This is a genomic window from Candidatus Polarisedimenticolia bacterium, assembly GCA_036004685.1.
Lineage (GTDB): Bacteria > Acidobacteriota > Polarisedimenticolia > Gp22-AA2 > AA152 > DASYRE01.
This window is the reverse complement of the sequence record DASYRE010000054.1, coordinates 65,711-90,658: the sequence shown is the minus strand read 5'-3', so window position 1 is coordinate 90,658 and position 24,948 is coordinate 65,711. Positions and strand designations below refer to the sequence as shown.

Sequence of the window (24,948 nt, the reverse complement as noted above, 5' to 3'; positions counted from 1 at the left end):
AGTATAGATAGGGGGCCGGAAAAGTGTCAAGACGCCGCCTTAGGCTCCGGCTCCCGCCGGGGCCGCTGTGCGCCGCAGCGATCGCCGGGCTCGCCGTCTGGTCCTCCCTGGCCGCACCGGCCCCCTCCACGGAAGAAAAATACAACCGGCCGAAGCGGGATTGGTACCAGGGGCCGGTGCGCTACCTGCTCTCGAGGGCTGAAGAGAAGCAGTACCGCGGCCTGCCGACCGACGCGGAGCGGGCGCGCTTCATCGACGATTTCTGGGCGCGGCGTGACGAGGATCCCGTCACGCCGGCGAACGAATTCGAGATACGGTTCTGGAACCGCGTGGCGGAGGCCGATCGGAGTTTCCACGACGCTCCCTTCCCCGGCTGGAAGACCGATCGGGGGAAGATCCTCGTTCTTCTCGGCCCGGCCGATGAGGTCCGTCAAGGGATGTCCACGGGACCGGGACCGCGCGGGCGGGAGATTCCCTACGCGGTCTGGATTTACCACCAGCCCCGGTTCGAAGGAATGGACCGGGAGACCCAAATCCGCTTTCTCCGCGACAACTCCGGAGAGATGCGGATGACCGATCGCCTTTTCGCGAGCCGGCTCGAGAGGCTCTCGGGGGCGGCGCGCAGCCTCTCCTTCCAAGCGGGGCTGGCCCAGAAGGTCCCCGAGCCGAAGCAGCTCCTGGACGCCATCGCCGCGTCCCGGCCGGCCATGGACGCGGGGCGGTTTCGCACCCACTACGACTTCTTCCTCGCGGCGGATGGCAGCACGTCGGTCCTCCTGACGCTCGGAATCCGTCCCGCCTCCCCGGGCGGCGCGGACGGAGCCGACCCCCAGGCCCCGGCCGGAGCCTGGAAGGTCTACGCGCGCCTGGCGAGCGAGAGCGCCAGCTACGACCTGGGGGATCCCGCTTCCTTCCGGACCTCGGAGCTCGGGAAGGACGTCGACGGGTTCGAGTTGTTCCAGGCGCGGATTTCGGTGCCGCCGGGGCTCTATGCGGTCTTCTTCGGGATTCACGACCCGGCGACGGGATCGCTGTTCTCCCTGGGCGATCGGGTCCGAGTGCCCGACTTCGCCGCCGACGAATTCTCGCTGTCGAGCGTCACGCTCGCCGCGCGGCTCGAGCCGGCGGCCCATCCTGGGGCCGACGAACCCTTCGTCGTGGGCCGGATGATCCTCGTCCCCAAGATGGATCTGGTGTTCAAGAACGGCGGAGTGCTCGCGTATTATTTCCAGGTGTACCATCCCGGGTCCGACCCGGCCTCCGGGCAGGCTCGCCTCGATCTCGCCTACCAGTTCTTCCGGGCGGCGGCGCTGCGCAAGACCGGAGATCCGGAATTCAGCCCCTTGGGCCAGCCGGTGCTGTTCGAGAACCAGTCCGGTCAGGTCCACGGCTACTCTTTTCCTCTTTCGGGATGGCCCGCCGGAGATTTCAAGGTCCGGGTCCGAGCCCGGGATCGGATCGCGGGCAAGACGGCGGAAGCCGAGACCCTCTTCTCGGTGAGGTGAGATGGAACCGACTTCAGCCTCCCGGCCCCCGGTCGCGAGCGACCCGGCGGTGCTGCGGCTCCTCGTCGAGGCGCTGAGGGCCGGCGGCGCCGCCCGCATTCATCTCCGCGGCGACAGCATGCTTCCTACGCTCCGCGAAGGTTGGAAGCTGCACGTCCGCTGCCTGGAGGCGCGATCGCTGCGCGTCGGCGACATCGCGGTCTTCGTCCAGCGGGACCTGCTCACGATTCACCGCCTCGTCTGGAAGAAGATCGAGGACGGCCGGGAGAAGTTCATCTTCCAGGGCGACAACAATCCGCGGTGCGAGGTGGTGGAGGCGCCCGCGGTCCTGGGAAAGGTCGAGGCCGCCGAAGGGGAATGGGGAGGCGATCCGGTTCCCAATCCCATCACGGTGGGCAACGACAGCCGGGCCTTCTTCTACCGCAACGCCTACCGCGCCCACGCCTGGCTCTCGCGCCGCCTTCCCGCCGCCGCCGTGCCCGTCGACGGGGTCCGCCCGGGCGTTCTTTACCGCCTTCTCCGGACCGCCTTCCGCCTTCTGGAGCCGATCTTTTCGCCCCGCCCCCGCCGTTAAAGTACGTTCCTGTCATTTCTTACTTCAATTCCTTGACTGCCCCGATCGGCCTCCTATATTAACCCCTTGTAGTTCAAAGGATTGTGCCAAATTATGTCACTCGCCGCTAAGTCATCCCCGGAGCCCTTTTCCCGGTTCGAGCCGCCGGGCGATCAGTTCTATCGGCATCTCTTCCATTCCTTGCGTTGCGGCAGCGTCACGATCGACCTGCAGGGAAGGATCACCAGCATCAACGACCTGGCGGGGAAGATCCTGGAGATGGGCGACCGGCGCGCCGTCGGTCTCCCCTGCTCCGAGGCGCTGCGGGATTACCCGATCCTGGCGCGGATTCTCCTCGAGTCGTTCGGCATGAAGAACCAGCCGAGCCGCGCCGAAATGGAGATCCGCCTGCGGGAGGAGCGCAAGAGGACGATCGGCTTCTCCATCTCGTTGATCCGGGACGATCGAGGCGAGGTCTGCGGCGCCGCGCTGCTCTTCCGGGATCTCACCCAGATCGAGCACCACGAGGAGCAGGAGCAGCTGAAGGATCGCCTGGCGGTCCTGGGGCAGATGGCCGCGGGGATGGCGCACGAGATCCGCAATCCGCTCGGCGGGATCGAGGTGAACGCCTCGCTTCTGCGCCGCCGCCTCACCGCCCGCCCCGACGATCTGGCGCTCCTGGACCGCATCCTCACGGAGGTGAAGCGGCTGAACCAGACGGTCAGCGAAAGCCTCGAGTACGTGCGCCCTCTGCACGTGGAGTGGAAGTGGGCCTCCCTCGAAGGGGTGCTCCAGGAGTCGATCCGCCGCGCCTCGGCGGCCCTGGACGGGAAGACCATCCGGGTGGCCGTGGAGACCGATTCGAGGATGCCTCCGTTGTGGATGGATCCGGATCAGGTGCGGGATGCCCTGGCGAACCTGATCCGCAACGCCTTCGAGGCGATTCCTCTGTCGGGAAGCGTTCGGGTGGAAACCTGCCGGGAAGCGCTCCCGACGCCGCTCGGCTTCTCGTGGCGCCGCGAGGACGGCCCCTCGCCGGCGGCCTCGTTCGACGCCTACGCCATCGTCCGCATCTCCGACACCGGGAAGGGAATCCCGGAGGAGATGCGCGATCGCCTCTTTTATCCCTTCTTCACCACGAAGCAGAGCGGCTCGGGAGTGGGACTTCCCCTGGCGCGGAAAATCATCGAGGGGCACCAGGGGATCATCGACTTCGAGAGTGAGGTGGGGCGCGGGACCACGTTCCTGGTCAAGCTCCCCCTATTGACCGGATGCGACGCGGCCGAGGCGGCCGCCCTGAAACTGGAGAATCCATCGCGATGAAGAACATCCTGGTCGCCGAGGACGAGAGGACCCTGCGCGAGGGGCTTTGCCAGGCCTTCGCGGAGGGAGGATTCAAGGTGGTCGAGGCCGCGACGGGACGCGAGGCGTTGGAGAAGCTGGATCGCCAGGTCTTCGATCTCGTGGTGACCGATCTCAAGATGCCGGGGTGCGACGGCCTCGAGGTCCTGAAGCGGGCCAAGACGCACAACGAGCAGACCATGGTGATCATCATGACGGCGTTCGGAACGATCGACGGGGCGGTCGAGGCGATCAAGGAGGGGGCGTACGATTACATCCAGAAGCCCTTCTCCATCGACGAGATGGACTTCAAGATCCAGCGGGCCTTCGAGCACACCCGCCTGGTCCGCAAAGTGACCTATCTCGGCAGCAGCCCCGGCTCCGAGGGAATCGTCGGCGAGTCGGCGTCGATGAAGCAGATTTTCACGACGATCGAGAAGGTCGCCGGAAGCTCCGCCACGGTGCTGATCACGGGCGAGACCGGCACGGGCAAGGAGCTCATCGCCGAGGCCATCCACCGCAACAGCCAGAGGCGCGACAACAATTTCGTCAAGATGAATTGCGCCTCGATCACCGACACGCTCCTGGAAAGCGAGCTGTTCGGCCACGAGAAAGGGGCGTTCACGGGCGCCGAGCGGCAGCGCATCGGCCGGTTCGAGCTCGCCAACGAAGGGACGCTGTTCCTGGATGAAGTCGGGAACATGAGCGCCTCCACCCAGGCGAAGGTGCTGCGCGCCATTCAGGAGCAGGAATTCGAGCGCGTCGGCGGGAACCGGACCTTGAAGGTCGACGTCCGGCTGATCGCCGCCACCAACATCGACCTCGGCGCCGCCATCCAGGAAGGGCGGTTCCGGGAGGATCTCTATTACCGCCTCAACGTGGTGAGCCTGCACGTCCCGGCCCTGCGGGAGCGGCGTGAGGACATCCCGCCGCTGGCGCGGCACTTCGTCCTGATGCTCGGAAGGGAGCTGAAGCGCTCCGCCAAGGGGTTCAGCGAGGCGGCGCTGGAGATGCTCATGCGGCACGATTGGCCGGGCAACGTCCGCGAGCTGGAGAACACCATCGAGCGGGCGGTGCTCATGGCCGAAGGGGACCTGATCACCGAAAGCGATCTGAGCATTCTGCGCCGCGGGGCGAACGGCAACGGCGACGGCGGCACGGTGGTGGATCGCCAGCTCCTGAACCTCGAGGCGCTCGAGAAGGAGGCGGTGATGGAGGCGCTGCGGCGCTGCAACTGGGTGCAGAAGGAGGCGGCGAAGCTCCTGGGCGTCTCCAGCCGCGTCATGAACTACAAGGTCCACAAGTACGGCATCACCAACGATCGCTGGACGAAGAACCGCCAGAACTAGCGCCGCGGCCGCGCTTTCCGGGGCCGCCATATCCGACCGGAACCGCCGGAAATATGCTATAGTCTCGCTCCCGCGTCCGCAGATTCGTGAAGCGGCAACCCACGGGGGCGATGATGTGTCTCTGGTGCGAGGTGGAGGAGCGGGTCTACCGCTCCTATGAGGACCAGGAGCGCAAGGCGCTCGAGGACATCCACCGGATCGAGCAGGAATGCCCGGGAGAAGAGTCCCCCGCGGAGGAGTCCGCCGATCGGTCCCGGTGTCTCTGGGAAAAGAAGCTGGAATTCGTCATGGCCCGGATGCAGAAGGAGCGCCTAGCCGCGGAGATGGCCGGCTCCGAGGCCTGCGAGCCGGAGAACGCCGGCGCTTCCGGGCGGGCCGTCCGCCGGGCCCCCTCGCCGTCCCTGCCTCCCCATCTGCTCCTCGCCTTCGAGCGCTACATCGAGACGATGTTCGACCGGCTCACGCGCGACGTCAAGGCCATTCCGCCGCGGCGTCCCCGCAAGCTGATTCCCTTCGAGAACCCCTCCGACCCGGGCCGGTAGCGCCCGCCGGTGAGGATCGCCGCCGCGTCTTGGAAGGAGCTCGGCGAAGCGGCGGCACCCCTTTCCGGAGACCCGGCGGGACCGGAGCTTTCCGCGGCCGGATCATTTTTCGCCGGTCCCGCTTGATTTTTTCACGTCCTCCGGGTATGAATATCGCCCGGTATCAAGTTCCCTGACATTGCGAACCACTTTGCAAAGGAGAGGCAGATGGCGACAGCGAAGAAGAAGGCCCGCAAACCCAGCGCCGCGTTCATGAAGCCCATGACCCCCAGCGACGCCCTTGGAGAGGTCATCGGCTCGAAAGCGGTGCCGCGCACCGAGGTGACGAAGAAGCTGTGGGCCTACATCAAGAAGAACAAGCTCCAGGACGCCAAGAACAAGCGGATGATTAATGCCGACGACAAGCTCAAGCCGATCTTCGGCGGCAAGAAATCGGTCTCGATGTTCGAGATGACCAAGCTCGTGTCGAAGCACCTCAAGTAATTCCGATCGCCCTCCTTTGCCATCGAGGGCCGGAGCGCCTCCGGCCCTGTTTCTCTCTTTAAAGACGACTTACGGCTCGTCAGGGCGGCCGCCGGGCGATCCGGCGCCTGCCCCTTCACTCCCTGCCCGGTTCCCCGCCCCGAGGGCCCATTCGATCTGGCTGAGGAACCCCCGAAGAATCCTGATCTCCCGCTCCTCCAGGCCGGTCCGTCCGAGAAGCCTCCGGAACGTGGAGAGAATACGGCCGTGGTTCGCGCGGAGGAAGCCGACCCGGAGCATCACGGTCTCGAGATGCCGGAAGAGGGCCTCGCGATCCGCCGCGCTCGCGAGATCGAGCCGGCGCTCCTCCGCCGGCTCGGGGGCGGTCCTGAACAGCTCGTAGGCCACCAACAAGACCGCCTGAGCCACGTTGAAGGAGGGGAACTCGGGATGGCCCCCGAGCGTGAGCAGCACGTCGCAGCGGTCGACCGCGTCCCGCGTCAGCCCGTCCTTTTCCGTGCCGAACAGGATGGAGATCTCCCCGCCGGCGGCGCGCGGCAGGACGTCCCGGATCCATTCCGCGGGAGACAGAAGCGGCCGGCGATCCTGGCCCGCGCGCCGGGTTGTTCCCACGACCATCCGCGAGCGCGCCACGGCGGCGTCGAGGTCGGCAAACGTTTCCGCCGCCTCGAGGATCGACAGAGCGTCCATGGCTACCCGGCACGCGGCCGGCTGGCCGGGATCCGCCCCCCGCACCAGGACGAGGCGCGACAGGCCGCAGTTCTTCATCGCCCGCGCCGCCATCCCGATGTTTTCGGGGATCCGGGGATCCACCAGGACGATCCGGATCACGGAGAGGTCCATCGCTGCTCCGAAGGAACGAGGGAAGTCAGCGTCCGGGAGGTGCGACCGGAATCAGGGTCTCGCAGGCGGGATCATGCTTCGCATGCCGCTCCTGCGCCGCCGCCCGGTTGCGGGTCGCATAGCAATAGATGCAGCCGTGCAGGCAGGTGTCGTAGGCTCCCACGTCCCACGAATGGAAGCAGCCGCATTCCTCGCGGGTCGGAGAGGGGCGGGCGCCGACCTCCAGCTCGGGCCAGAGCCGGAGGATCTGTTCCCGATCGACGCAGCGCGCCTTCCCCACCGAGCCGCCCAGCAGATCGTCGCCGCAACAGGATTTCACCTCGATGCCCCGCGCCGCTCCGATCTCCCCGAGCCGGGCCGCGAGGCGGCGCCGCAGCTCCAGGTCCGGGTCGGGCAGCGGCAGCGCCCGCTGGGTGAAATTCCTGCGCACCTTTCCGTAGACCTGCGCGAAGCTCAGGGTGCACTGGCGGGTCGCCCCTTCCAGCGAGGCCGCGAGCGACTCGAACGCGCGCCGATGGAAGTCGACGCCCGTCTCCGCGGAAATCAGGATGGGGTCGTAACGCCAGAGGACGCGCTCCGCTCCAATCCGGCCGGCCAGCTCCCGGAAACGGGCGACCGCCGTCGAGGCTGCGGGAACGTGGGTTTCGAAGGTCCTCGGCAGCCGGGTGATGGTGTAATGAACCAGGCTGCGATGGCCCCGCTCCGCAAGCTCCTGCAGGTGGCGGGCCATGGGGCTGAAATTCCGCGTCCAGAAGACGATCGCCGCCACGTCCGCGGGAGCCAGGGACACCGTCACGATGCGGCCGTTGAAGGGCTGGACCCAGGAGACCGTCTCCGCCCGTATCCTTTCCATGAACCAGTCGGAATAGAAGGCGGGAATGTCGGTGCGGCGGCTGGCCGAGATGAGATGCACGGCGGTTCCCTACCAGGCGCTGGAGCCGTAGAAAGCCTCGACCTGCAAGCCCGTTCGGCGCCTCACCTCTTCGGCGATCGCGTCCACCTCGCCGTCGGAGAGGGGCGACACCGCCGCGGCGGCGGGACGGCGCGCGACGGTGTAGACCTGGACCCCCCGAATCCGCCCGCCGCCGGCCGTCACCTCGTTGAGGCGCTCGCAGAAGGCGGCGATCTCCTCCGCCGGGGGCGGCGCGTCCCGGTACCGCAGGAAGAGACTCTGGATCACCAGCGGCCGGATCCGGGCCGCTTCCAGGATGTTGGCCAGGATCTTCGCGAACTTCGCGCCCCCCGGGACGCACACGGTCTCATAGTACTGTTCCGTTCCGGCGTCCAGCTTCGCCCAGATCTCGCCGTCGCTTTCGTCCAGCAGCGCCAGCGCCTGGCGCACCGCCGGCCTGTCCAGGACCGTGCAGTTGGTCAAGAGCGCTATCTTCAGGCCGTCGAGTCCCAGATTCCTCTTCAGCGCCACGACCTGCGCCACCACCTCGCGGAACCTCGGATAGGTGGTGGGCTCGCCGTCCCCCGCGAAAGCCAGGTCGGCGAGCCGCCGCAGCGGCTCCGGCACCCGATCGAAGGGAGGGGCCTGGAACAGGCTTCCGCTGCTGGCTTTCGCCAGTGTCGACTCCAGCTCCCGCGCCAGGAGGGTTTCGTCGACCCGGGAGACCGCCGGCGCGACCGTGCGATCGACCTGACAGTAGATGCAGTCGAAGTTGCAGATCTTGTCGGGGTTCAGGTTGATGCCCACCGAGATCCCTTTGGATCGGCGGGAGAGAACCGCGTAGACGTAGCGGCTGCCGTCGAGGGAGCGGGAGTGCCGGCTGATGCCGAGGGGCGCGGGATTCATCGTGAAACTATAGCACCAAAGGGGCGTTTCCGGAGGGACGCCGCCCGCCGGGAAGAGGCCGGTTCGACAAGCGGCGGCCCGGCCGCTAGACTCGCCTCATGGGAGAGTCCATCTTCCTCACGGGGGTCACCGGCTTCCTCGGCAAGCGCCTGCTCCTCCGCCTGCTCGGCGAAGGCCGGCGCATCCACGTCATCGTGCGCGATCCGTCGCGCCTCGAAGTTCCCGAGGGCGCCCCGCTGCGCATCTTCAGCGGCGACATTGCCGATTCCGGAGTGGTCCGGAGGGCCATGGAAGGGTGCGACGAGGGCTATCACCTGGCCGCGCGCGTGCAGTACCACCCCCGGCGCGCCGAATACGAGAGCAGCAACGTCACCGGAACGCGGAACGTTCTGGCGGCGGCGAAAGAGCTGGGACTTCGGAAGCTGGTCTATTCCTCCTCCATCATCGTCTATGCGAACGATCCGGCGCCGCTGAAGGACGAGACCGCCCGGGTCGCCGGCGGCGTGTTCAACAGCGATTACCACCGGACCAAGTACTACGCCCATCTCGAGGCGATGCGCTTCGCCGCCGAAGGGCTTCCGGTCGTTCTCGTGATGCCGGCCTCCGTGTTCGGACCGCGCGACCTCTCGGACGCCAATCGCGTCTTCTCCTGGTGCCGCCGCTTCAAGGAAGGCCGGGTGCCCCGCTGGCTTCCGGACCGCGGCGATCTGGTCCTGAACGTCGTCTATGGGGAAGACGTGGCCGGGGGAATCGTCCAGGCGATGCGCCGGGGGGATGCGGGGGAGGGTTACATCCTGGGCGGAGAGAACATCGCCATCCGGGATCTGATGGCGAAGATCGGCTCGCTGGCGGGCGACGGAAGACGCTTCCGGAGCTTCCCTTCCGCGGCCCTCGCCCCCTTCGCCGCCGCCGCCGAGATCGTAGGCGCCGCCACCCGGACCAAGCCGCTTCTCTCGCGCGGCCTGGTCCGGGCTCTGCAGACGCCGTGGGCTTTTTCCTCGGAAAAGGCGATCCGGAATCTCGGCTACTCGCTCACGCCGTTCGACGAGGCGCTGCGCGCCACCTTCGAGAGCGCCTAGCGTCGCGTCTCGACAACGATGCCGACCCGTCCCCGGCAAGCCGATTCCGGAGACGAGACCCTGGACCCTTCGATTACAGGTTCTTCTGCAGCACCGTCTCAAGATCGGAAAGCTGCTTGCTCTCGGTGTCGTCGGCGAGCACGGCGTTGTACTTGACCGTGTTGCTCGCGTCGCCGAACATAACCGTCCGGCTGGTCGTCACGTTGTAGTAGTTCTCGAAGATCTTGTAGCCCGGATTCGCCTGGTTCTTGGTCTTGTAGACTTCATCCGCGTTCTGGGCGATGACCAGCGGGAAAGTGATGCCGTTCTTCTCCTTGATCTCCTTCAGCTTCGCCAGCGCCGCCTCGGGATCGCTCACCGGAGAGGCCTTCCCGTCCTTGACGGTGGCGGCCAGGCCGAAGACGGCCAGCCCCTTGCCGTCCTTGGAGTATTTCTCGTGGAGCTTCTGGATCGCCTTCAGATCCTCGATCCAGGCGGCGTCGCTCAAGTCCCCGACGCTGATCAGCTTCGGCCGCTTCCCGTACTTGCAGACCTGGCAGTAGGGATCGCCGCCATCGCAGCTCTTCACGAGGAACGCCTGGATCTTCTCCCCTTCGCCCAGACCCGATTTGACGCTCGCGACGGCCACCGCGGCGAGCATCACGAACATCAAGCCGACGACCATCAGACGCTTCATCACTCCTCCTTCTTTCCGACACGTACGTTGGACAACGGATTGAGCCGCGGAAGCCGGAGACTCCCCTTTTTGAGGCCCACAGAATAACCGATGGTATCGGAAATTCAAGGTGGCGCGACGCTTCCCCGGGCTGACCTCACCAACCGATTCGTGGTGTGGACGGTGAAGGCCGCGCCACCATTCCATGCCCGTCTCGCCGACGACGCTTCGTCGTGGCGCTGGACGCTCCCTGACGCCTCATTATTATAGACGCAAGTGCTGCGACACTTGGCAAGGGCCTCCTGGCAAGAGGCGCCTGGGCGGGCCTTCCCGGAGACTCCCCGGCCCCGAGAGCCACAAGCCGTTGTGGATTTCACACCACGAGAGGCCATGACTTGGGTCGAGCTCCGAGCGTCGCGCCGGCCCCGCAGCGGCAAGTTCGGGGGAAAGTTTTCTCGGATCTTGCCCCCCCGCCGCGCAGAGTTCGGCGGGGGGGAGCGGAGGAGGAAAAGACCCGGCTCAGGGACTCGTGTCCCCGCGCCGGAGATTCTGCACGTTGGCCGGAGGCGTGACGTCGAGCGGAGCGGCCGTCGTGAAGGTGAAGTCAGCCGATCGCGTGACGTTGCCGCCGCGGTCCTTGGAGACGACGCGGTAGTGATAGACGGTCGCCGATTGCAGGGCGGTGAGGGTCACGCTGTGTCCGAGGACCAGCGTCGAATCGACCGGGCTGGCCAACCCGTAGGAGGTGCTGAGGCCGTACTCTACCTGGCTGTCGGACGGCTCGTTGCTCGTCCAGGTGACGGTGGCTCCGGAGGAGGTCAGACTTCCGGCGCTCACCGCGGAGAGGACGGCGAGCGTGGAGTCCGTGGGCGCGGCGACGGGGACGAAGGCGGCGTCGTCGGTCAGGATGATCTGATCGGCGCGCGTTTGCTCGTCCCGGTGGCCGAGGACCAGGCTGTGCGACCCGGCGGTCACCGTGAAGGTGGCGCCCTTCGTCCATGCCCAGACGCCGAGATTGCCCGCCGTCAGGGTCGTCTTCGTGCCGCTGTCGAGGCTCTGCCAGAACGAATCGTTGTTGGCCGTCACGGCGTACATCCGCACCCACAGCGTGTAGGTGCCCGAGTTCGCCAGCGTGACGGCGTACGTCGCCTTGGCGGTCGGATTGCCGTTGGTGTTCGCCCCGGTTCCCGCCGGAGTCCAGATGTAGTTTCCGTTGAAGGCCAGCGGGGTGTCGAAGTCGTTGTGGGAAGCCATCGGCGAGGTCAGCGTCCCCGATTCGGCCTCGACCGTCACGTAGTTGAAGGACTTGGTGGTGAGCGTGCCGTCTGGAGTCGACGTCGCGGTGTTGCCCGCCGCGTCGGTGCTCATCACGTGATACTCGTAAACTGTGGCGGCGTTGAGGCCCGAGAGCGTGACGCTGTGCGACGTCACGAGGCTGGAGTTCAGCGACGTGTTCGTGTAGGTGCCGGATCCCTGGGCCCGGTAGGCCACCTGCGAGGACGAGGCTTCGTTCGTCGTCCAGGTGATCGTCGCGCCGCTGGTCGTGACGCCGGCGGACGCGGTCGCGCTGATCACGGGCGCCGTGAGATCGGCCAGGTTGACCGTGAACAGATTGCTGCCGGTGCCGGAGCTCTGGTCGGCGTTTTTCACCGTCACGCTCCGGGCCCCCGTGGCGGCGGTCGCGGCGATGCTGACGCTTGCCGTCAGCGTCGTGCAGCTGCCGACGGAGACGGAGTTGACGGTGATTCCCGTGCCGCTGAAGGTGACCGTGGCGCCGGTCCTGAAATTGGTGCCGGTGATCGTGAGGCTCACGCCGCTGGCGTTCTGATTCGCGGACGAGGGGCTCACCCCGCCGACCGTCGGCCGGGCCATGCCGCTGATTTCGTTCGAATAGACGGCGCTCACGTTCCCCGCCGTATCGTAAGCCTTCACGGCGAAGTAATAGAGCGTGCAGTCGGTCAGGTTGTTGAGGGTGACGGTGGTGACGTTCCCCACGTCCTGCACGTTCGGATAGACGCCCGGAGAGGTCCCGTAATAGACCTTGTAGCCGGCGAGATCGGCATCGGCGACGGGATCCCAGTTCAGCGTGGCGCTGCCGGCCAGCGCCACGGGTGCCGTGAGGACGAGCGCCCCCGCGATGGAGAGGAAAATGGCCGGCGCGAGGAGGGTCTTGGAGGGAAGTCGGGTCATCGTCGGCACCATCCTACGAGAGCGACCGGAACGGCCTGAAACCGCTTCTCCGACAAAAGCAAGGGAGGTGCCATGGGACCGACGGCTTGTGAAGATGTTCCCTAACTCGCGTCGTCCGATGGATTAGGCGAATCCCGCTCCTGGCGCAGCTTTCGGGCAGGGCGCTTGCGGATCACAGAACTGTAGCCGCGGATTACGAGCGTGGGCGTCGAAAATCCTGTGGGGAGTGGGGATTTGCGTTAGGAAGCTTGCGGAGCAAACACCGCGGCTCTGGGGCGGCGCCTCAGCCGACTCGCAGGCTGACGGTGACGCCGTCGCGCAGGGGGATCAGCGTGGTGAGATATTCGGAGGAACCGTAGAGCAGCCGGGTCAGCTCCTGGACGCCGCGCGTCGTCGGCTCTCGGCCTTCCTCGACGACGCTGCCGCGCCAGAGCATGTTGTCCGAGACGAAGAGCCCTCCCGGACGCAGCAGCCGGTTCGCGGCCGCGAGCGAGCGGGGGTAGTCCTGCTTGTCGACGTCGTTGAAGACGATGTCGAACGTCCCCTCGAGCCGGCGCGCCGTCTCGAGGGCGTCGCCGACACGGAAGTCGATCTGCCGGCTCAGGCCGGCCCGCGCGACGAACCCTCTTCCGGCCTCGGCGTTCGAGGGGTCCGACTCCGTGGCCACGACGCGTCCCTCGTCCCCCATCCCGCGGGCGAACCAGATCGCCGAGTAACCGAAACCCGAGCCGAGCTCCAGCACCCGGCGCGCCCCAAGCGCGCGCGCCAGGACTTGCAGAAGGGTCCCGACGAGCGGCCCGACGATCGGGAAATCGCGCTGCCGGGCCAGCTCCTCCATGTCGCTCAGAACGGCATCGCGCGGACGGGTGATCCGATGAAGGTATTCCTCGATGCGCGGATGGACGATCGGAAGAAAATCGGTCATCTTGGCTCACCGCGGCCGGCGAGGCCGCTCCGCCGTCCAGGTCAAGGCTGCGCCGGGGCCGGACGCTGGACCTCGCCGCCGCCGCCGAACATCCAGCCGGCCAGCACGGCCACGTCCTGGATGTCGCCGAAGCCGACGTTCAGCTCGAGGAAGAAGGCGTTGTGGTCCCGCATCGGCCACTCCACTCCGCCGACTCCCGTGGCCGCGATCTCGAAATCGGAATCGCTCCGGCCGCGCGGCAGATCGACGTTCACCCACGCCACGGTGAGGCCCCCTCCGGCGTACGGAACCACGTTCCCTTCGACGACAAAGCGGTAATGGACCGGCGCGGTGATCGAGATGATGTCGTGATCGTCGCCCGTGGCGAGCTCGAAGTTCGGCTGAAAGCGCAGGTGCGGGGCGAACTCCCCGAAATTGAACTGCATTCCGGCCACGATCTGGTCGGGATTGTTACTCACTCCGACGCGGGGTCCCAGACCGAAGTACCCGAGCTCCTGGGCCGAGGCCGGAACGGCCAGCGCGTGAAACAGCAGAACGAGGGCGACTCCGAAGCGTCTCGACTTCATGCAGCGTTTCCTCCGGGCTGAAGGGATGGCAACCGGCGGCTACTCTAGCCCAAGGGCGCGAGAGGGTCAATGAGCTGTTCCCGTCGGGACAATGAGCGAGGAAGGCGTCGATTCGCGTAAGTCGGCGGGCGCGCCGAGGCGGCGCGGTTCGCGGGCGGTCCCGGCGCCCGGGACCGCCCGCGCCGGGCGCATCTCAGAGGTGAAGCGTTTCGAAGTTCTTCAGGACCGCGTCCCAGTCGACGTTCTTTATGAACGCGTCGATGTAGGCGCCGCGGTTCACGCCGTGATCGATGAAATAGGCGTGCTCGTAGGTGTCGAGCGCCAGGATCGGCGTGGCGTTCCAGACCGGGAAGGTGTTCTGCGCGTCGCCGAGGTAGTTGAAGAAGCGCTGCCAGTCCCGGTCGTACGCCAGCCAGACCCAGCCCCGGGCGGCGATCCCCGTCGCCTTCAGGTCCGCAGCCCATTCGTCGAACGACCCGAACCCGCGCTCGATCGCCTGCAGGAGCTTGCCGGACGGCTTGCCGCCCTTCCCCCCCAAGTGCTCGAAGTAGATCTCGTGGTTCTTGACACCGCCGATGGCGAAGGAGAGATCCACTTTCAGCGAGCGCAGATCGCTGAAGACCTGGTTGGCCGTCTTCAAGTCGGCGCCGGCGAGCTTCTCCATGATCTCGTTCGTCTTGTTCACGTATCCCTGATAGAGCTTGTGGTGCTCCTCCATGGTTTTCTTGGAAATCCCGTCCATGGCCAGGGTGGACGGCTTCAGCGGCTTGGCGGTCAGCTTTTCCCACATCGTGATGGCTCCTTTCCCGGCCCGGAGCGTTTCCGGATCGGCGCGAGTGCGGATGAGAGGCGGCGGCCTCACTGTCTGTATCGAGCGTCAATATACCACAGAAAAACAGGGGGGGCTCATGCCCGTCCGCCCGGGCGCGCGAGGCGGCCCGCCGGTTGACGCTCGGCGGCGCCGGGAGTAGGCTGAGCGGCGCCTTTTTCCCCGCAAGGAGACCGCCATGAAACGCTGGATCGGCATCGGCCTGCTCGCCGCAAGCCTGGGAATCGTCCGGGCCGACGAGGGAATGTGGACCTTCGACAACTTCCCTTCCGAGACGGTGAAGGAGAAATACGGCTTCGCCCCGAGCCAGGAGTGGCTGGATCACGTGCGCCTCGCCTCGGTCCGTCTGGCGGGCGGCTGTTCCGGGAGTCTGGTGTCCGGCAGCGGCCTGGTGATGACCAACCATCACTGCGCCCGCTCCTGCATCGAGCAGATCTCCACCGCCGATCAGGACCGGATGGCGGACGGCTTCTTCGCGCGCCGCGAGGCGGAGGAGGTCCGCTGCCCCGAGATCGAGATCAACCAGCTGCTGGAAATCACCGACGTCACGAAGCGCGTCGACGAGGCGACGAAGGGCCTGGCGGACCAGCAGTACAACGAGGCCCAGAAGGCGGAGATGTCGCGCATCGAGAAGGAGTGCGCGGTCCGCGAGACGCTGCGCTGCGACGTCGTTCCGTTGTACCACGGCGGCCGCTATCACCTCTACAAGTACAAGAGGTACCAGGACGTGCGGCTGGTCTTCGCGCCGGAGGCCGACATCGCGCATTTCGGAGGGGATCCCGACAACTTCAATTTCCCGCGATACTGCCTGGACGTCTCGTTCCTGCGTCTCTACGAAGGCGGCAAGCCGGCGAAAACCGAGCACCATCTGGCCTGGTCCGCCGCCGGATCGAAGGATTCCGACCTGACGTTCGTCTCGGGCAATCCCGGCACCACCTCGCGGCTGCTCACGGTGTCCGAGCTGGAATACGAGCGCGACGTCGCGCTGCCCAGCAGGCTCCTCAGGCTCGCCGAGGAGCGCGGGATGCTCACGCAGTTCCAGGAGCGCGGGGCGGAGCAGCGACGCATCTCGACGAACGCCCTGCTGCGGGTGGAGAACTCCCTGAAGGCGCTGCGCGGCAGGCACGAGGCGCTGCTCGACAAGGCGTTCTTCGCCTCGAAGGTCGAGGCGGAGAACGCGTTCCGCGCGCGTCTCGAGGCGGATTCTTCCCGGAAGCGGACTTATGGAGGAGCCTGGGAGGCAATCGCGCGGGCCAAGGACGCCCAGAAGCGGATCCAGCGGCGCTATGCCGCCATGGAGACCGGCGGCGCCTTCGGCTCGACGCTGCTGGATTTCGCCCGGACGCTGGTGCGCGCCGCCGAAGAGCTTCCCAAGCCGAACGAGAAGCGGCTGCGCGAATTCGCCGAATCGAGGCTGCCCGCGCTGAAGCAGAAGCTCTTCTCGTCCGCGCCCGTCTATGACGAATTCGAGATCCTGAACCTGACGTTCGGGCTGACGAAGCTTCGCGAAGATCTCGGCGCGGACGATCCCTTCGTGAAGAAGGTCCTGGGCAGGGAATCGCCGCGCGCGCTGGCCGAGGCGCTCGTGAAGGGAAGCCGGCTGAAGGATGTCGCGGTCCGCCGCAAGCTCTTCGAGGCGGGGCGGCCGGCCTTGGAGACCTCGGACGATCCGCTGATCGGGCTCGCCCGCCGGATTGATCCCGACGCGCGGGCCCTGCGCAAGACCTTCGAGGACGAGATCGAATCGGTGCTCAAGCGCAACGACGAGCTGGTGGCGCGGGCCCATTTTGAGATCGAGGGCACCCGGGCCTACCCGGACGCCACGTTCACCCTGCGCCTCTCCTACGGTCAGGTGAAGGGATTCCCGCAGGACGGAAAGATGGTCCGGCCCCTCACCGATTTCGCCGGCCTCTTCGACCGTGAAACGGGCAGCGATCCCTTCGCGCTCCCCGCCCGCTGGCTCTCCGCGCGCTCCGCGCTCCCTCCCTCCACGCCGATGAACTTTTGCACCACCAACGACATCATCGGCGGCAATTCGGGATCGCCGGTCATCGACCGGGAAGGGCGCGTCACGGGATTGATTTTTGACGGGAACATCCAGTCGCTGGGAGGGGACTACGGCTTCGACGAATCCGTGAACCGCGCCCTCGCCGTCCATACCGCGGCACTGACCGAGGCGCTGGAGAAAGTCTACGGCGCCGGCCGAATCCTCGACGAGATCCTTCCCCGCCGCGCGGCGCGCGGGCGGTAGCTTCGCGGCCGCGAGGGCCCCGAGGCGCTCGGTTGACGGCCCGCGGGCGATCCGATAGTCTGCCGTCATGGACGAGAAAGATTTCTACACGGAGCGCTCGGAGCAGAAGCCGGCGCAACTGCACTGCCCCTTCTGCCGCCAGAGCGACACCTACCCGCTGCGCTGGATCGTCCGCACGAAGAGGTCCTCTCTTCCGCCCCGGGCTTCCTCCGAAGACCGCGCCAAGTTCGCCAAAGCCCGATCCTACATGGTGCGGGCCGACGACGCGGTCCACTGCCAGTCACCCCGATGCCGCAAGCGCTTCGAGGTCTCCGGCGTCCAGTCGGTCGTCCTCCTTTAAACCTCGCCTCGCTGAAACCTCGCGGATCTCGAGGCCGTCGAGACCCGGATCGCCACGCGGCGAAGCGCGCCGCTCCAGGCCTTTCGCCGCGAGACCCGACCCGATGCCGCCGGCTACCGATCGCCGGCCACTCGGCCGGGACCGGCTTGCGCCTCCCGCCGGAAGGCGCTCCGAACGCCCGGCTGTCGAAGGTACCGGATCAGCAGGACGCAGGCGGCGCATTGCGCGATCGCCAGGGCCAGATCCGCCGCCACGAGGAAGAAGCCCTTCGAGGAAAAGCCACCCGGCGGGGCCGGCCCCGGCCCGGCGGCGATTCCCCAGGCCCCCGACGCGATCGATCCCGCCAGCGTCACCCACGCCAGCGCTTCGAGCCCCGGCCTCGCCCACGGCCTCGTCTTCACGAACCCAATTCCGATGACCAGGGTCGCGATCCCCAGGAGCAGCTGGACCGTCGAGACCAGGGCGACGTTCGCGAGGATCATCCTTCCGAAGGGATCGAGCGAATCTTCCAGGCCGGCGACCGGATCGAGCCCTTCGGCCGCGAAGAACGCCCGCAGGATCCCGACCAGCGCCAGGGCGGCCGCGGAAAGGACGACGAGCGCGCCCAGCGCGACGCACAGCCATCCCGTGAGGGCGATCGAGCGGCGCCGCCCGTTGATCCCGCCGTCGCGACTCGCGGTCACGGCGCCGCTCGCCGCGGGCGCTCGGGCCCCCGCATCGCGTCGGCCGCAGCGCGCCGCGCTCCTGCCCCGCTGCCCGTGTCCCCCCCCGTGTCCCCCAACGAAGAGCGGCGATCCCCGCGCGCCGGGAAGACCCGGCTTGCCGGTTTTTCCAGCGAGATTTTTCGGTTGACAGGCGCCGGGCCGGGGCGTATAGATGAGGCAGACAGGTCAAGCAGGCGCGCAGCCGGTGACCACGAAGCCTGAAAGGCTCGGGGCCCCAACCCCGACCTTACACCCCGGGGACTCTTGCCCCCGGTATAAGAAGGCGGCTCGATGCGGGCCGCCTTCTTCGTTTTCGTAACGGAGCGGGAAACGAGGATCGGCTCACCCTTCCGAATCGAGGTAGAAGGCGTCGTCGTCGCGGTTGTATCCGAACAGCTCCGTGTATCGTCCCCAGTTCACCAGAGTCCGGAAGATCGACAGGGGCTTTTCCTGAGGCAGGATCCTGCCCGCCTCGACGAGGATCTCCTCCCGGGAGGCCTTGCGCTCCGGCATCCCCTTCAGGAAATCGATGAAGTGGGCGAACAGGGAATGAGCCTTCACCTGCTTCTTCAGAAGGCTCTTCTTCGTGTTGACGTCGCACTCGATGATCTGCTTGCCCAAAGGCTGCAGGACGACGTCCCCGCCCGGCGTGTCGACCAGGCCGAGAATCTCGGCCGCCTTGATCACCCCCAACAGGTCGCCGAACTCGTAGTTCAGGTCGCGGGCCAGCCGGTAGATGTCCTGCCGCCCGCCGTGATCGTCGAGGACGTCCAGAAGTCCCAGGATTCTCGTCATTCCCACTTCCGGTACCGGTGTGACTTCCATGCTCCCTTCCCTTCCTCCGCTCTCGGAGGTGCGCTTCAAGCGATCATGGAGAAGATCTGGTCGACGAATTCTCCGAATGCTTCCGATTTCTTGTTCCGCGGGCGCTCGAGCGGAACCGTCATGTCTCGCAGGATTCTGGCGGGACGGTTCGACAGGACGATGATCCGGTCGGCCAGCTCCACCGCCTCCTCGATGATGTGCGTCACGAGGATGATCGTGGAGAGGGGAATTTCGGAGTCCCTCCAGATGTCGAGCAGCTCTTCGCGCAATGCCACGGAGGTCAGGGCGTCCAGCGCCGAGAAGGGCTCGTCCATGAGCAGCACTTCCGGCTCCACCGCCACGGCCCTCGCCAGCCCGACCCGCTGCTTCATGCCCCCCGAGAGCTCGCGCGGATAGGCTTCCTCGTAGCCGTCGAGCCCCACCTTGTCGATGAAGAACCCCGCCTTGCGCGCGCGGGCTTCGGCTTCCATCCCTCTCGCCTCCAGGCCCAGCTCGACGTTGCCGCGCACCGTCAGCCACGGCAGCAACGCGAAGGATTGGAAGACCATCGCGCAGCTCAGATTGACCCCGGCCATCGGCTGATTGCGGTAGAGGACCCTCCCCTCCGTCGGCTCGAGAAGGCCGTTGAGGATTCGCAGCAAGGTCGTCTTCCCGCAGCCCGACGGACCGACGATCGCGACGAACTCGTCCTTCTGGATGGAGAGATCGATTCCGTTGAGGACGGTGATCGTTCCCTGGGGCTGGGGATACGTCTTGCGCACCTGCTCGAGGCGAAGGAGTTCCAAGCGGCTCCCTTGTTCAGGCGTCAATCTTATAACGGTCGGCCACCAGCACGTACAGCCGGTGCCAGACGAAACGGTTCAGCAGGACGATCGTGCCCACCAGCGCGAGGAGCGCCAGCAGGATCAGCTTCTGATCGCCCGTCACGTAGGTCGCCCGATCCAGCAGCGAGCCGATCCCGCGGACGGAGTAGACTTTCTCCTTGTAGACGAGGTACTCGGAGACGATCAGGGAATTCCATCCCCCGCCCCAGGACGTGATGCTTCCCGTGACGAGGGACGGCAGCAGCGCGGGAAGATCCACTTTGCGCCACGTCATCCACCGGCTCAGCCCGAGCGAGCGGGCCGCCTCCCTCAGCTCACTGGGAATGCTGCGGACTCCGGCGATCAGGTTGAACAGAAGGTACCACTGCATCCCGGTCAGCGCCAGAAGGACCGACGCGAGGTTCATCCCGCCCGAAGTGCGGATCACGATGACGACGATCAGCGGAAACAGCGCCGTGGCGGGCAGCGAGGCGAAGATCTCGGCGAGCGGGGTCGCGAAACGCGACAGACGCGGACTTACCCCGACCCAGAGGGCGATCGGGATCGTCCAGGAAAGGGCGATCGTGTAGGCGGCCGCCAGCCGCAGGAACGACAGCAACAGGTAGAGGGGGATCTTGCGGGCCTCCTCCGGCCATGGCAGGGCCAGACCGTGGGCCAGCGCGATCCCGGCCCGGACTCCGAGATACACCGCCGCGACCCCCAGCAGCCAGCCGAAGGCGGTCCGCGTCGCCCGGCCCGTCTTCGCCGAGAAGACCCGCTTGGCGAATTCCAGCCCGTGATGCCGCAGCCATCGGACCCCCCGGCGCCTGAGCAGCCTCAGCCGCCGCGTCAGCGGGCGGAAGACCTTGCGGATCCCCCGGGCCACCGCCGCACCCCCCACGAACACGAGCGGAAGCCTCGTCTCGGCCTGCGAAGATTCGGTAGCGAATTCGTAGCGGAACTTTCCCGCCCAGGCGGAGAGGGGGGCCCAGATCAGCAGGTCCATGGCCAGAACCACGAGCGTCAGCAGGGCCAGTCCGGTGAAGGTTCCGGCTAGATTCCCCTCCTCGGTCGTCTTGATCAAATAGGATCCGAGTCCCGGCAGGCGGTAGCGCGCGGGTCCGAGCGCGATGATCTCGCAGGCGATCAGGAAGTACCATCCTCCGGACCACGACAGGATGCTGTTGTAGACGAGCTTGGGGATCGCCGAGGGGAGGAGCAGGCGCACGAAGCTGCGCCACTTGCTGCAGCCGAACGAGGCGACCACTTCCCGGGCGTCGGCGGGGATGGTGCTGATCCCCTCGTACACGCCGAACGCCATGTTCCACGCCTGGCAGGTGAAAATCAGGAAGATGGCGGCCATCTCCACGCCGAGGCGGCTTCCCCGGGTCATCTGGACGAAGAAGTGGACCGCCGCCGGGAAGAACCCGAGGACCGGAACCGACTGCATGATGTCCAAAAACGGCAGAATCATCCGCTCGCGCGACGGGCCCGTCGTCGCCAGCGTCCCGCAGGCGACGGCGAACAGGAGCGAGAATAGATAGGCGGCCAGCATTCTCAGGAACGAGGCGGCGGTGTAGCCGACGAGGTGGATCAGGTCGGTGCCGATCGCCTCCGGGACCAGCCGCACCCGGGCGCCATGCTCGTAGAGGAAGGCGGAGACGAGGACCACGGCCGTGAACAGTAGGACGTAGGTGAGGTCCCGGCGCCGACGCTCCCAATGCCGCGCTCGCATGCCTTCTCCGGCGAAAAGTTTCTCAGGCTACCCGAGAAGCGGGGCGTCCGCAACCGCTCCAGCCTTGACCCACCGGGGTCGATGTGAGAGATTCTGCGCCGGTCCCACCGGGGGATTCCGAACTCGATGCTGAAAGACCGACGGCTTTGGGCCATCCTGATCCTCGGCGCGGCCGTTCGCCTTTTCGGATTGGGCGACCGAAGCCTCTCCTACGACGAGTGCCAGCAGTTCTGGGCGTCCCGCGGCAACCCGCTCATCTCCAACCGGGAGATCACCCTCGACCCCCCGCTGTTCGCCGCCATGCTGCGGGTGCACGCGCTGGCTTCGCGAAGCGAGCTCTGGCTGCGGCTTCTCCCCTGCCTCTTCGGCATCCTCGCCATCCCCGCGGTGGCGGGGCTGGCCCGCGCTGCATCGGGGGACGCGACCACCGCACTGCTGGCGGCGCTGTTCACCGCTCTGGCCCCCTACCCCATCCGCTACTCGCAGTCGCTGCGGGTCTACGCCCTCACGCTGCTGATGTGCGCCCTCCTGCCCGGCGCGTACCTGGCGGCGCGGAAGACGGGAGGAATCCGGGAATGGGCCAGGACGGGGATCCTCGCCTGCGCCGCGCTCCTGACGATGTACGGCGCCGTTTGGATCCTCCTGGCGATGGGGATCCTGAGCGTCTCCGACTGGCTTCGGCGAGCGCCCGGCGCGGCGCGCGGAGTGCTCGCCGTCGTGGGCGCGGCGGCGGGGGCGCTCCCCTTCTACCTCGCGAGCCTTCCCGCCCAGATGAGCCATGGGACTCCGGCCGCGTTCTATGAGGACAAGTTCCTTCCCGCGGGCGGGATCTTGACCGGGCTGCGCTTTCTGGCGCGTGCCACGCTGGAGCTGTGGAGCTATCTCTCCTTCATCCATCCCGCCGCCGGCCTTCTGTTCGGAGGGCTGGCCGCCGCCGGAGGGGTCTTCCTTCTCCGCCGGCCTGACGGCCGTATCCCGGTGCTGCTGTTTCTCCTTTCGGTGACCGGGGCGGCGGCGGCCTCCATGCTCCGCCTCTACCCCTACGGCGGGACCCGCCAGATGCTCTTCGCCGGGCCCCTCTTCTTCGTCCTGGTCGCCGCCGGCGTCGCCGGCCTCCGTCCGGCCGCCCGGGGGATCAGCGTTCCGGCATTCGCGGCAGCCCTCCTCGCCGGCGCCGGGATTTTCCTTTATCGTTACCATACCGAGCCCGCGGGGCAGGAGATGAGGCCCGTTCTACGCTCCTTGGAGCGACGCTCCACCCCGGGAGATCGCATCCTGGTCAACAAAGACGCCATCCCCCAATTCCGTTTCTACTACCGCGGGTCTTCCGATCGGGTCGTGCTCGGGCGCGAGACGGTCATCTGGGATTACGTCCCGGAGGTCAATCGTATCCTGGGAAGCGACCCGTCCGAGCGCTGGTGGCTCGTCTTCTCGCATGGATGGAGCGCCGATCGCCGGGCGGAGCTTGCCCGGGTGGATCGGCGCTTCCGGCCCGGCGAGCGGATCGAGGCGCATCACGCGGGCGCCTATCTCTTCGTGCCGGTCGCGGACCTATCCGGGGGCGCGGGAAGCCCGCCGCCGTGAGCGACTCCGGGCGGGCGCTGGCGCGCGATCTCGCGTGGCTCGGCGTCGCTTTCCTCCTCGCTGGCGCCCCGTTCAGGCCCCTGCGGATTCTGGCGGGCTTCGCCCTGGCGCTTTTCTTCCCCGGCTACTCGCTGCTGCGATGCCTGAGGACTCCGGCAGACCCTCGCTCCCCTTCCGACCTGCTCCACTGCGGCGCCGCGTCGCTCGGCCTTTGCCCGCTCGCCCTGCGGCTGGCCGGCACCCTGGTCCGTTTCCAGCGCTGGAGCGTGCTCGCCGTCCTGGTCCTTCTGCCGGCGGTTCTGCTGGTGGTGGGAACCTACCGCCCGCGCCCCTCCGCACCGCGGCGATCGACCCCTCCGCCCCGCGCGTTCTACGCGCTGCTCCTGATCACCCTCCTCCTGCTGGTCCCGACGCTGACCCTCTCATCCCATCCCGACGGCAGCGAGACCCGCGTGAAGGGCTGGGATCTGAACAATCACCTTTCGATTGCCGAGGCGATCGCCAGCCGCGGACTTCCTCCGATCAATCCATTCCTTCAATCCGGCAGCCCTTTCTACTACCACACCTTCTTTCATATCCTGCTGGGGGCAATCCTTCTCTGCGGCGGCGCCGGGGCTCCCTCCTATCTCTGCATCGCCTTGCTGGCGATTCTGCTCTGCGCCATCTTCCTGGAGACGCTGTTTCGCACCGTGGCCGACCTGACCGGCCGGATACGGGTGGCCTGGCTGGCGTGCTTCTTCGTGAGCGTGGCCGGCGGTTTCGACGTCCTGCCGGTCGTCGGGCTCGCGCGCCTGCGGGAGGAGGCGGGAGGGTGGGCCGCGATCTTCCTGCGCCACTGGAACGTCGACGGGTGGGTGTCGAATCGCGGCCTCCTCATCCCCACTTTCTTCGCCGGCTACTACTGGGTCCCCCACGCCGTCGCGGCGCTGGTGGTGCTGCTCCTGGCGCTTCGCTTCCTTCGGAAGACCGAGACGGGTCTCGGCGCGATCGCGGTCGCGGGCGCCTGCCTGGCGTCGATGGCGGGGTACAACGGTTACATCGCCCTCGCCGGAGCCGCGGCGATCGCGCTGCTCCGTGGCGTCGATCTCGTCCGCTTCGCCATCTCCCGATCGACCTTCGGGCGCGACGTCCTGCTGCGCAGCGCGCTGGCGGGAGCGGCGGCCGTGATCCTGGGCTGGCCGGTCCTGAGCCTGTACGCCGGAGAGCGGGGAGACGTCGACAAGTTTCGCTGGGCCGGCGCGGGCCCTCTGGCTCCGCTCCAGATCCTGCTGGAGTTCGGACCGGCCCTTCTGCTGGGCGCGGCGGGGATGGAGAGGGCGCGCCGCGATCCGGCGCTCAGGCCCGGGACCCTCCCTTTCCTGCTGATGGTCGGCGTCAGTCTGCCCGTCCTTTGCCTCGTGGCCTCGACCGGGGAGAACAACGATCTGGCGATGCGGGTCTCGATGCTCTCCTGGATCGGGCTGGCGGTGTTCGGAGGGATGGCCCTCGATTGGATTTTCCCGCCCCGGGGCAGGGGCCGGCGCGGCCCACAGTGGGCGGCGCTGGGCGTTCTGGGCGCCGGATGCCTCTCGGTGGCCTGGTTCGCCGCCGGCGCTTCGATCGCCAAGCCCGTGCTTCCCGCCGACGAGGTGGCCGCGGGAAGGTGGATCCGAACGCACCTGCCCCCGGGGCGCACGGTGCAAGGCTCTCCGCTGCGCACCAGTCCCGACCTCGTCTATCTGAGCGGCCATCCTTCCGTCCTCTCCGACACCTGGGCGGGGCACCTCTTTTACTCCGACCGGGAGGATTTCTCCCTCCAGATGGAAGCGCTGATGAAGGCTTTCTCCGCAGCCGATCCCGCCGTCTCCTGCCAGATTCTCGAGTCGCGCGGGGTGGCGGCGCTGATCGAGGGCCCCCCCGAGCGCCAGGCCTTTCCGCGTCTCGCCGCCAGCCTCCCCTGGCCCTGCCTGGCGCGGTCCTACTCCGGGGGGGATTACCGGATCTACACCTTCCGGTAAGGGTCCCGCCGGTCCGCTCCCGTCAATTTCCTGGCGCTTTCCAAACTCCCA

23 protein-coding genes are annotated in these 24,948 nt (G+C 67.1%); 11 read left to right on the top strand and 12 right to left on the bottom strand.

Going from position 1 to position 24,948, the window contains the following annotated elements; all coding sequences use genetic code 11:
• The first annotated feature begins 23 nt into the window (after positions 1-23).
• From VGR67_15130 to VGR67_15105, 6 genes are all read left to right on the top strand, one after another.
• Positions 24-1,505: a GWxTD domain-containing protein gene (locus VGR67_15130; protein HEV8337746.1), complete on the top strand. Its 1,482-nt coding sequence runs from the start codon at positions 24-26 to the stop codon at positions 1,503-1,505.
• A gap of 1 nt (position 1,506) precedes the next feature.
• A complete protein-coding gene (locus VGR67_15125) occupies positions 1,507-2,079 on the top strand; it encodes a hypothetical protein (protein ID HEV8337745.1) in 573 nt (190 codons plus the stop codon).
• Between the two features lie 93 nt (positions 2,080-2,172).
• The gene (locus tag VGR67_15120) at positions 2,173-3,381 is read left to right on the top strand and encodes an ATP-binding protein (GenBank protein ID HEV8337744.1); all 1,209 of its coding nucleotides are present in this window, start codon (positions 2,173-2,175) and stop codon (positions 3,379-3,381) included.
• Entirely contained in the window at positions 3,378-4,748 is a 1,371-nt protein-coding gene (locus tag VGR67_15115; GenBank protein ID HEV8337743.1) for a sigma-54 dependent transcriptional regulator, read from the top strand. Before VGR67_15120 ends, VGR67_15115 begins: the two co-directional genes overlap by 4 nt.
• A gap of 86 nt (positions 4,749-4,834) precedes the next feature.
• Positions 4,835-5,290 (top strand): hypothetical protein, encoded by a 456-nt coding sequence (locus VGR67_15110; protein HEV8337742.1) that lies wholly within the window; start codon positions 4,835-4,837, stop codon positions 5,288-5,290.
• A 207-nt stretch (positions 5,291-5,497) separates the two neighbouring features.
• Positions 5,498-5,773, top strand: a complete 276-nt coding sequence (locus VGR67_15105) for an SWIB/MDM2 domain-containing protein (protein ID HEV8337741.1) — start codon at positions 5,498-5,500, stop codon at positions 5,771-5,773.
• 69 nt (positions 5,774-5,842) lie between these two features.
• Here VGR67_15105 and VGR67_15100 read toward each other — a convergent pair whose 3' ends face one another.
• The 3 genes from VGR67_15100 to VGR67_15090 are packed head-to-tail and all read right to left on the bottom strand — an operon-like array spanning position 5,843 to position 8,414.
• Positions 5,843-6,616: an RNA methyltransferase gene (locus tag VGR67_15100; GenBank protein ID HEV8337740.1), complete on the bottom strand. Its 774-nt coding sequence runs from the start codon at positions 6,614-6,616 to the stop codon at positions 5,843-5,845.
• A 25-nt stretch (positions 6,617-6,641) separates the two neighbouring features.
• Positions 6,642-7,529 (bottom strand): DUF1848 domain-containing protein, encoded by an 888-nt coding sequence (locus VGR67_15095; protein HEV8337739.1) that lies wholly within the window; start codon positions 7,527-7,529, stop codon positions 6,642-6,644.
• A 9-nt stretch (positions 7,530-7,538) separates the two neighbouring features.
• Complete coding sequence (locus VGR67_15090; protein ID HEV8337738.1) at positions 7,539-8,414, bottom strand: radical SAM protein; 876 nt, start codon at positions 8,412-8,414, stop codon at positions 7,539-7,541.
• Between the two features lie 98 nt (positions 8,415-8,512).
• Here VGR67_15090 and VGR67_15085 point away from each other — a divergent pair, with 98 nt between their 5' ends.
• The gene (locus tag VGR67_15085) at positions 8,513-9,493 is read left to right on the top strand and encodes an NAD-dependent epimerase/dehydratase family protein (protein ID HEV8337737.1); all 981 of its coding nucleotides are present in this window, start codon (positions 8,513-8,515) and stop codon (positions 9,491-9,493) included.
• A gap of 73 nt (positions 9,494-9,566) precedes the next feature.
• Here the strand turns inward: VGR67_15085 and VGR67_15080 are convergent, their stop codons facing one another.
• The 5 genes from VGR67_15080 to VGR67_15060 form a co-directional block, all read right to left on the bottom strand.
• Positions 9,567-10,169 (bottom strand): hypothetical protein, encoded by a 603-nt coding sequence (locus tag VGR67_15080; protein ID HEV8337736.1) that lies wholly within the window; start codon positions 10,167-10,169, stop codon positions 9,567-9,569.
• A 498-nt stretch (positions 10,170-10,667) separates the two neighbouring features.
• Complete coding sequence (locus tag VGR67_15075) at positions 10,668-12,338, bottom strand: fibronectin type III domain-containing protein (protein HEV8337735.1); 1,671 nt, start codon at positions 12,336-12,338, stop codon at positions 10,668-10,670.
• Positions 12,339-12,621: 283 nt separating this feature from the next.
• Positions 12,622-13,263 (bottom strand): O-methyltransferase, encoded by a 642-nt coding sequence (locus tag VGR67_15070; GenBank protein HEV8337734.1) that lies wholly within the window; start codon positions 13,261-13,263, stop codon positions 12,622-12,624.
• Between the two features lie 41 nt (positions 13,264-13,304).
• Complete coding sequence (locus VGR67_15065; protein HEV8337733.1) at positions 13,305-13,829, bottom strand: outer membrane beta-barrel protein; 525 nt, start codon at positions 13,827-13,829, stop codon at positions 13,305-13,307.
• Between the two features lie 193 nt (positions 13,830-14,022).
• Positions 14,023-14,619, bottom strand: a complete 597-nt coding sequence (locus VGR67_15060; GenBank protein ID HEV8337732.1) for a Fe-Mn family superoxide dismutase — start codon at positions 14,617-14,619, stop codon at positions 14,023-14,025.
• A gap of 217 nt (positions 14,620-14,836) precedes the next feature.
• On the opposite strand from VGR67_15060, the gene VGR67_15055 reads away from it, so the two are divergent.
• Together VGR67_15055 and VGR67_15050 are read left to right on the top strand one after the other, a co-directional pair.
• Positions 14,837-16,909 carry a S46 family peptidase gene (locus tag VGR67_15055; protein ID HEV8337731.1) on the top strand — a complete coding sequence of 691 codons (2,073 nt, stop codon included), beginning with the start codon at positions 14,837-14,839 and terminating at the stop codon, positions 16,907-16,909.
• Between the two features lie 67 nt (positions 16,910-16,976).
• Complete coding sequence (locus tag VGR67_15050; GenBank protein HEV8337730.1) at positions 16,977-17,249, top strand: hypothetical protein; 273 nt, start codon at positions 16,977-16,979, stop codon at positions 17,247-17,249.
• A 113-nt stretch (positions 17,250-17,362) separates the two neighbouring features.
• Here VGR67_15050 and VGR67_15045 read toward each other — a convergent pair whose 3' ends face one another.
• The 4 genes from VGR67_15045 to VGR67_15030 form a co-directional block, all read right to left on the bottom strand.
• Positions 17,363-17,932: a hypothetical protein gene (locus VGR67_15045; GenBank protein ID HEV8337729.1), complete on the bottom strand. Its 570-nt coding sequence runs from the start codon at positions 17,930-17,932 to the stop codon at positions 17,363-17,365.
• Positions 17,933-18,295: 363 nt separating this feature from the next.
• On the bottom strand, positions 18,296-18,778 hold the full coding sequence (locus VGR67_15040; protein ID HEV8337728.1) for an AAA-associated domain-containing protein: 483 nt from the start codon (positions 18,776-18,778) through the stop codon (positions 18,296-18,298).
• Between the two features lie 35 nt (positions 18,779-18,813).
• Positions 18,814-19,563: an ABC transporter ATP-binding protein gene (locus tag VGR67_15035; GenBank protein HEV8337727.1), complete on the bottom strand. Its 750-nt coding sequence runs from the start codon at positions 19,561-19,563 to the stop codon at positions 18,814-18,816.
• 13 nt (positions 19,564-19,576) lie between these two features.
• Entirely contained in the window at positions 19,577-21,316 is a 1,740-nt protein-coding gene (locus tag VGR67_15030; GenBank protein HEV8337726.1) for an ABC transporter permease subunit, read from the bottom strand.
• A gap of 126 nt (positions 21,317-21,442) precedes the next feature.
• On the opposite strand from VGR67_15030, the gene VGR67_15025 reads away from it, so the two are divergent.
• The gene (locus tag VGR67_15025) at positions 21,443-22,900 is read left to right on the top strand and encodes a glycosyltransferase family 39 protein (GenBank protein ID HEV8337725.1); all 1,458 of its coding nucleotides are present in this window, start codon (positions 21,443-21,445) and stop codon (positions 22,898-22,900) included.
• Positions 22,897-24,897 carry a hypothetical protein gene (locus tag VGR67_15020; GenBank protein ID HEV8337724.1) on the top strand — a complete coding sequence of 667 codons (2,001 nt, stop codon included), beginning with the start codon at positions 22,897-22,899 and terminating at the stop codon, positions 24,895-24,897. The genes VGR67_15025 and VGR67_15020 overlap by 4 nt, the downstream gene beginning before the upstream one ends.
• Positions 24,898-24,948 lie beyond the last annotated feature (51 nt).

What these genes read in the sequence shown, in the direction of transcription:
- VGR67_15070 (HEV8337734.1), bottom strand. Translation starts at nt 13,263, where the DNA reads ATGACCGATTTTCTTCCGATCGTCCATCCGCGCATCGAGGAATACCTT.
- VGR67_15030 (HEV8337726.1), bottom strand. Translation starts at nt 21,316, where the DNA reads ATGCGAGCGCGGCATTGGGAGCGTCGGCGCCGGGACCTCACCTACGTC.
- VGR67_15090 (HEV8337738.1), bottom strand. Translation starts at nt 8,414, where the DNA reads ATGAATCCCGCGCCCCTCGGCATCAGCCGGCACTCCCGCTCCCTCGAC.
- VGR67_15025 (HEV8337725.1), top strand. Translation starts at nt 21,443, where the DNA reads ATGCTGAAAGACCGACGGCTTTGGGCCATCCTGATCCTCGGCGCGGCC.
- VGR67_15075 (HEV8337735.1), bottom strand. Translation starts at nt 12,338, where the DNA reads ATGACCCGACTTCCCTCCAAGACCCTCCTCGCGCCGGCCATTTTCCTC.
- VGR67_15120 (HEV8337744.1), top strand. Translation starts at nt 2,173, where the DNA reads ATGTCACTCGCCGCTAAGTCATCCCCGGAGCCCTTTTCCCGGTTCGAG.
- VGR67_15105 (HEV8337741.1), top strand. Translation starts at nt 5,498, where the DNA reads ATGGCGACAGCGAAGAAGAAGGCCCGCAAACCCAGCGCCGCGTTCATG.
- VGR67_15065 (HEV8337733.1), bottom strand. Translation starts at nt 13,829, where the DNA reads ATGAAGTCGAGACGCTTCGGAGTCGCCCTCGTTCTGCTGTTTCACGCG.
- VGR67_15100 (HEV8337740.1), bottom strand. Translation starts at nt 6,616, where the DNA reads ATGGACCTCTCCGTGATCCGGATCGTCCTGGTGGATCCCCGGATCCCC.
- VGR67_15060 (HEV8337732.1), bottom strand. Translation starts at nt 14,619, where the DNA reads ATGTGGGAAAAGCTGACCGCCAAGCCGCTGAAGCCGTCCACCCTGGCC.
- VGR67_15050 (HEV8337730.1), top strand. Translation starts at nt 16,977, where the DNA reads ATGGACGAGAAAGATTTCTACACGGAGCGCTCGGAGCAGAAGCCGGCG.
- VGR67_15040 (HEV8337728.1), bottom strand. Translation starts at nt 18,778, where the DNA reads ATGGAAGTCACACCGGTACCGGAAGTGGGAATGACGAGAATCCTGGGA.
- VGR67_15055 (HEV8337731.1), top strand. Translation starts at nt 14,837, where the DNA reads ATGAAACGCTGGATCGGCATCGGCCTGCTCGCCGCAAGCCTGGGAATC.
- VGR67_15115 (HEV8337743.1), top strand. Translation starts at nt 3,378, where the DNA reads ATGAAGAACATCCTGGTCGCCGAGGACGAGAGGACCCTGCGCGAGGGG.
- VGR67_15085 (HEV8337737.1), top strand. Translation starts at nt 8,513, where the DNA reads ATGGGAGAGTCCATCTTCCTCACGGGGGTCACCGGCTTCCTCGGCAAG.
- VGR67_15125 (HEV8337745.1), top strand. Translation starts at nt 1,507, where the DNA reads ATGGAACCGACTTCAGCCTCCCGGCCCCCGGTCGCGAGCGACCCGGCG.
- VGR67_15080 (HEV8337736.1), bottom strand. Translation starts at nt 10,169, where the DNA reads ATGAAGCGTCTGATGGTCGTCGGCTTGATGTTCGTGATGCTCGCCGCG.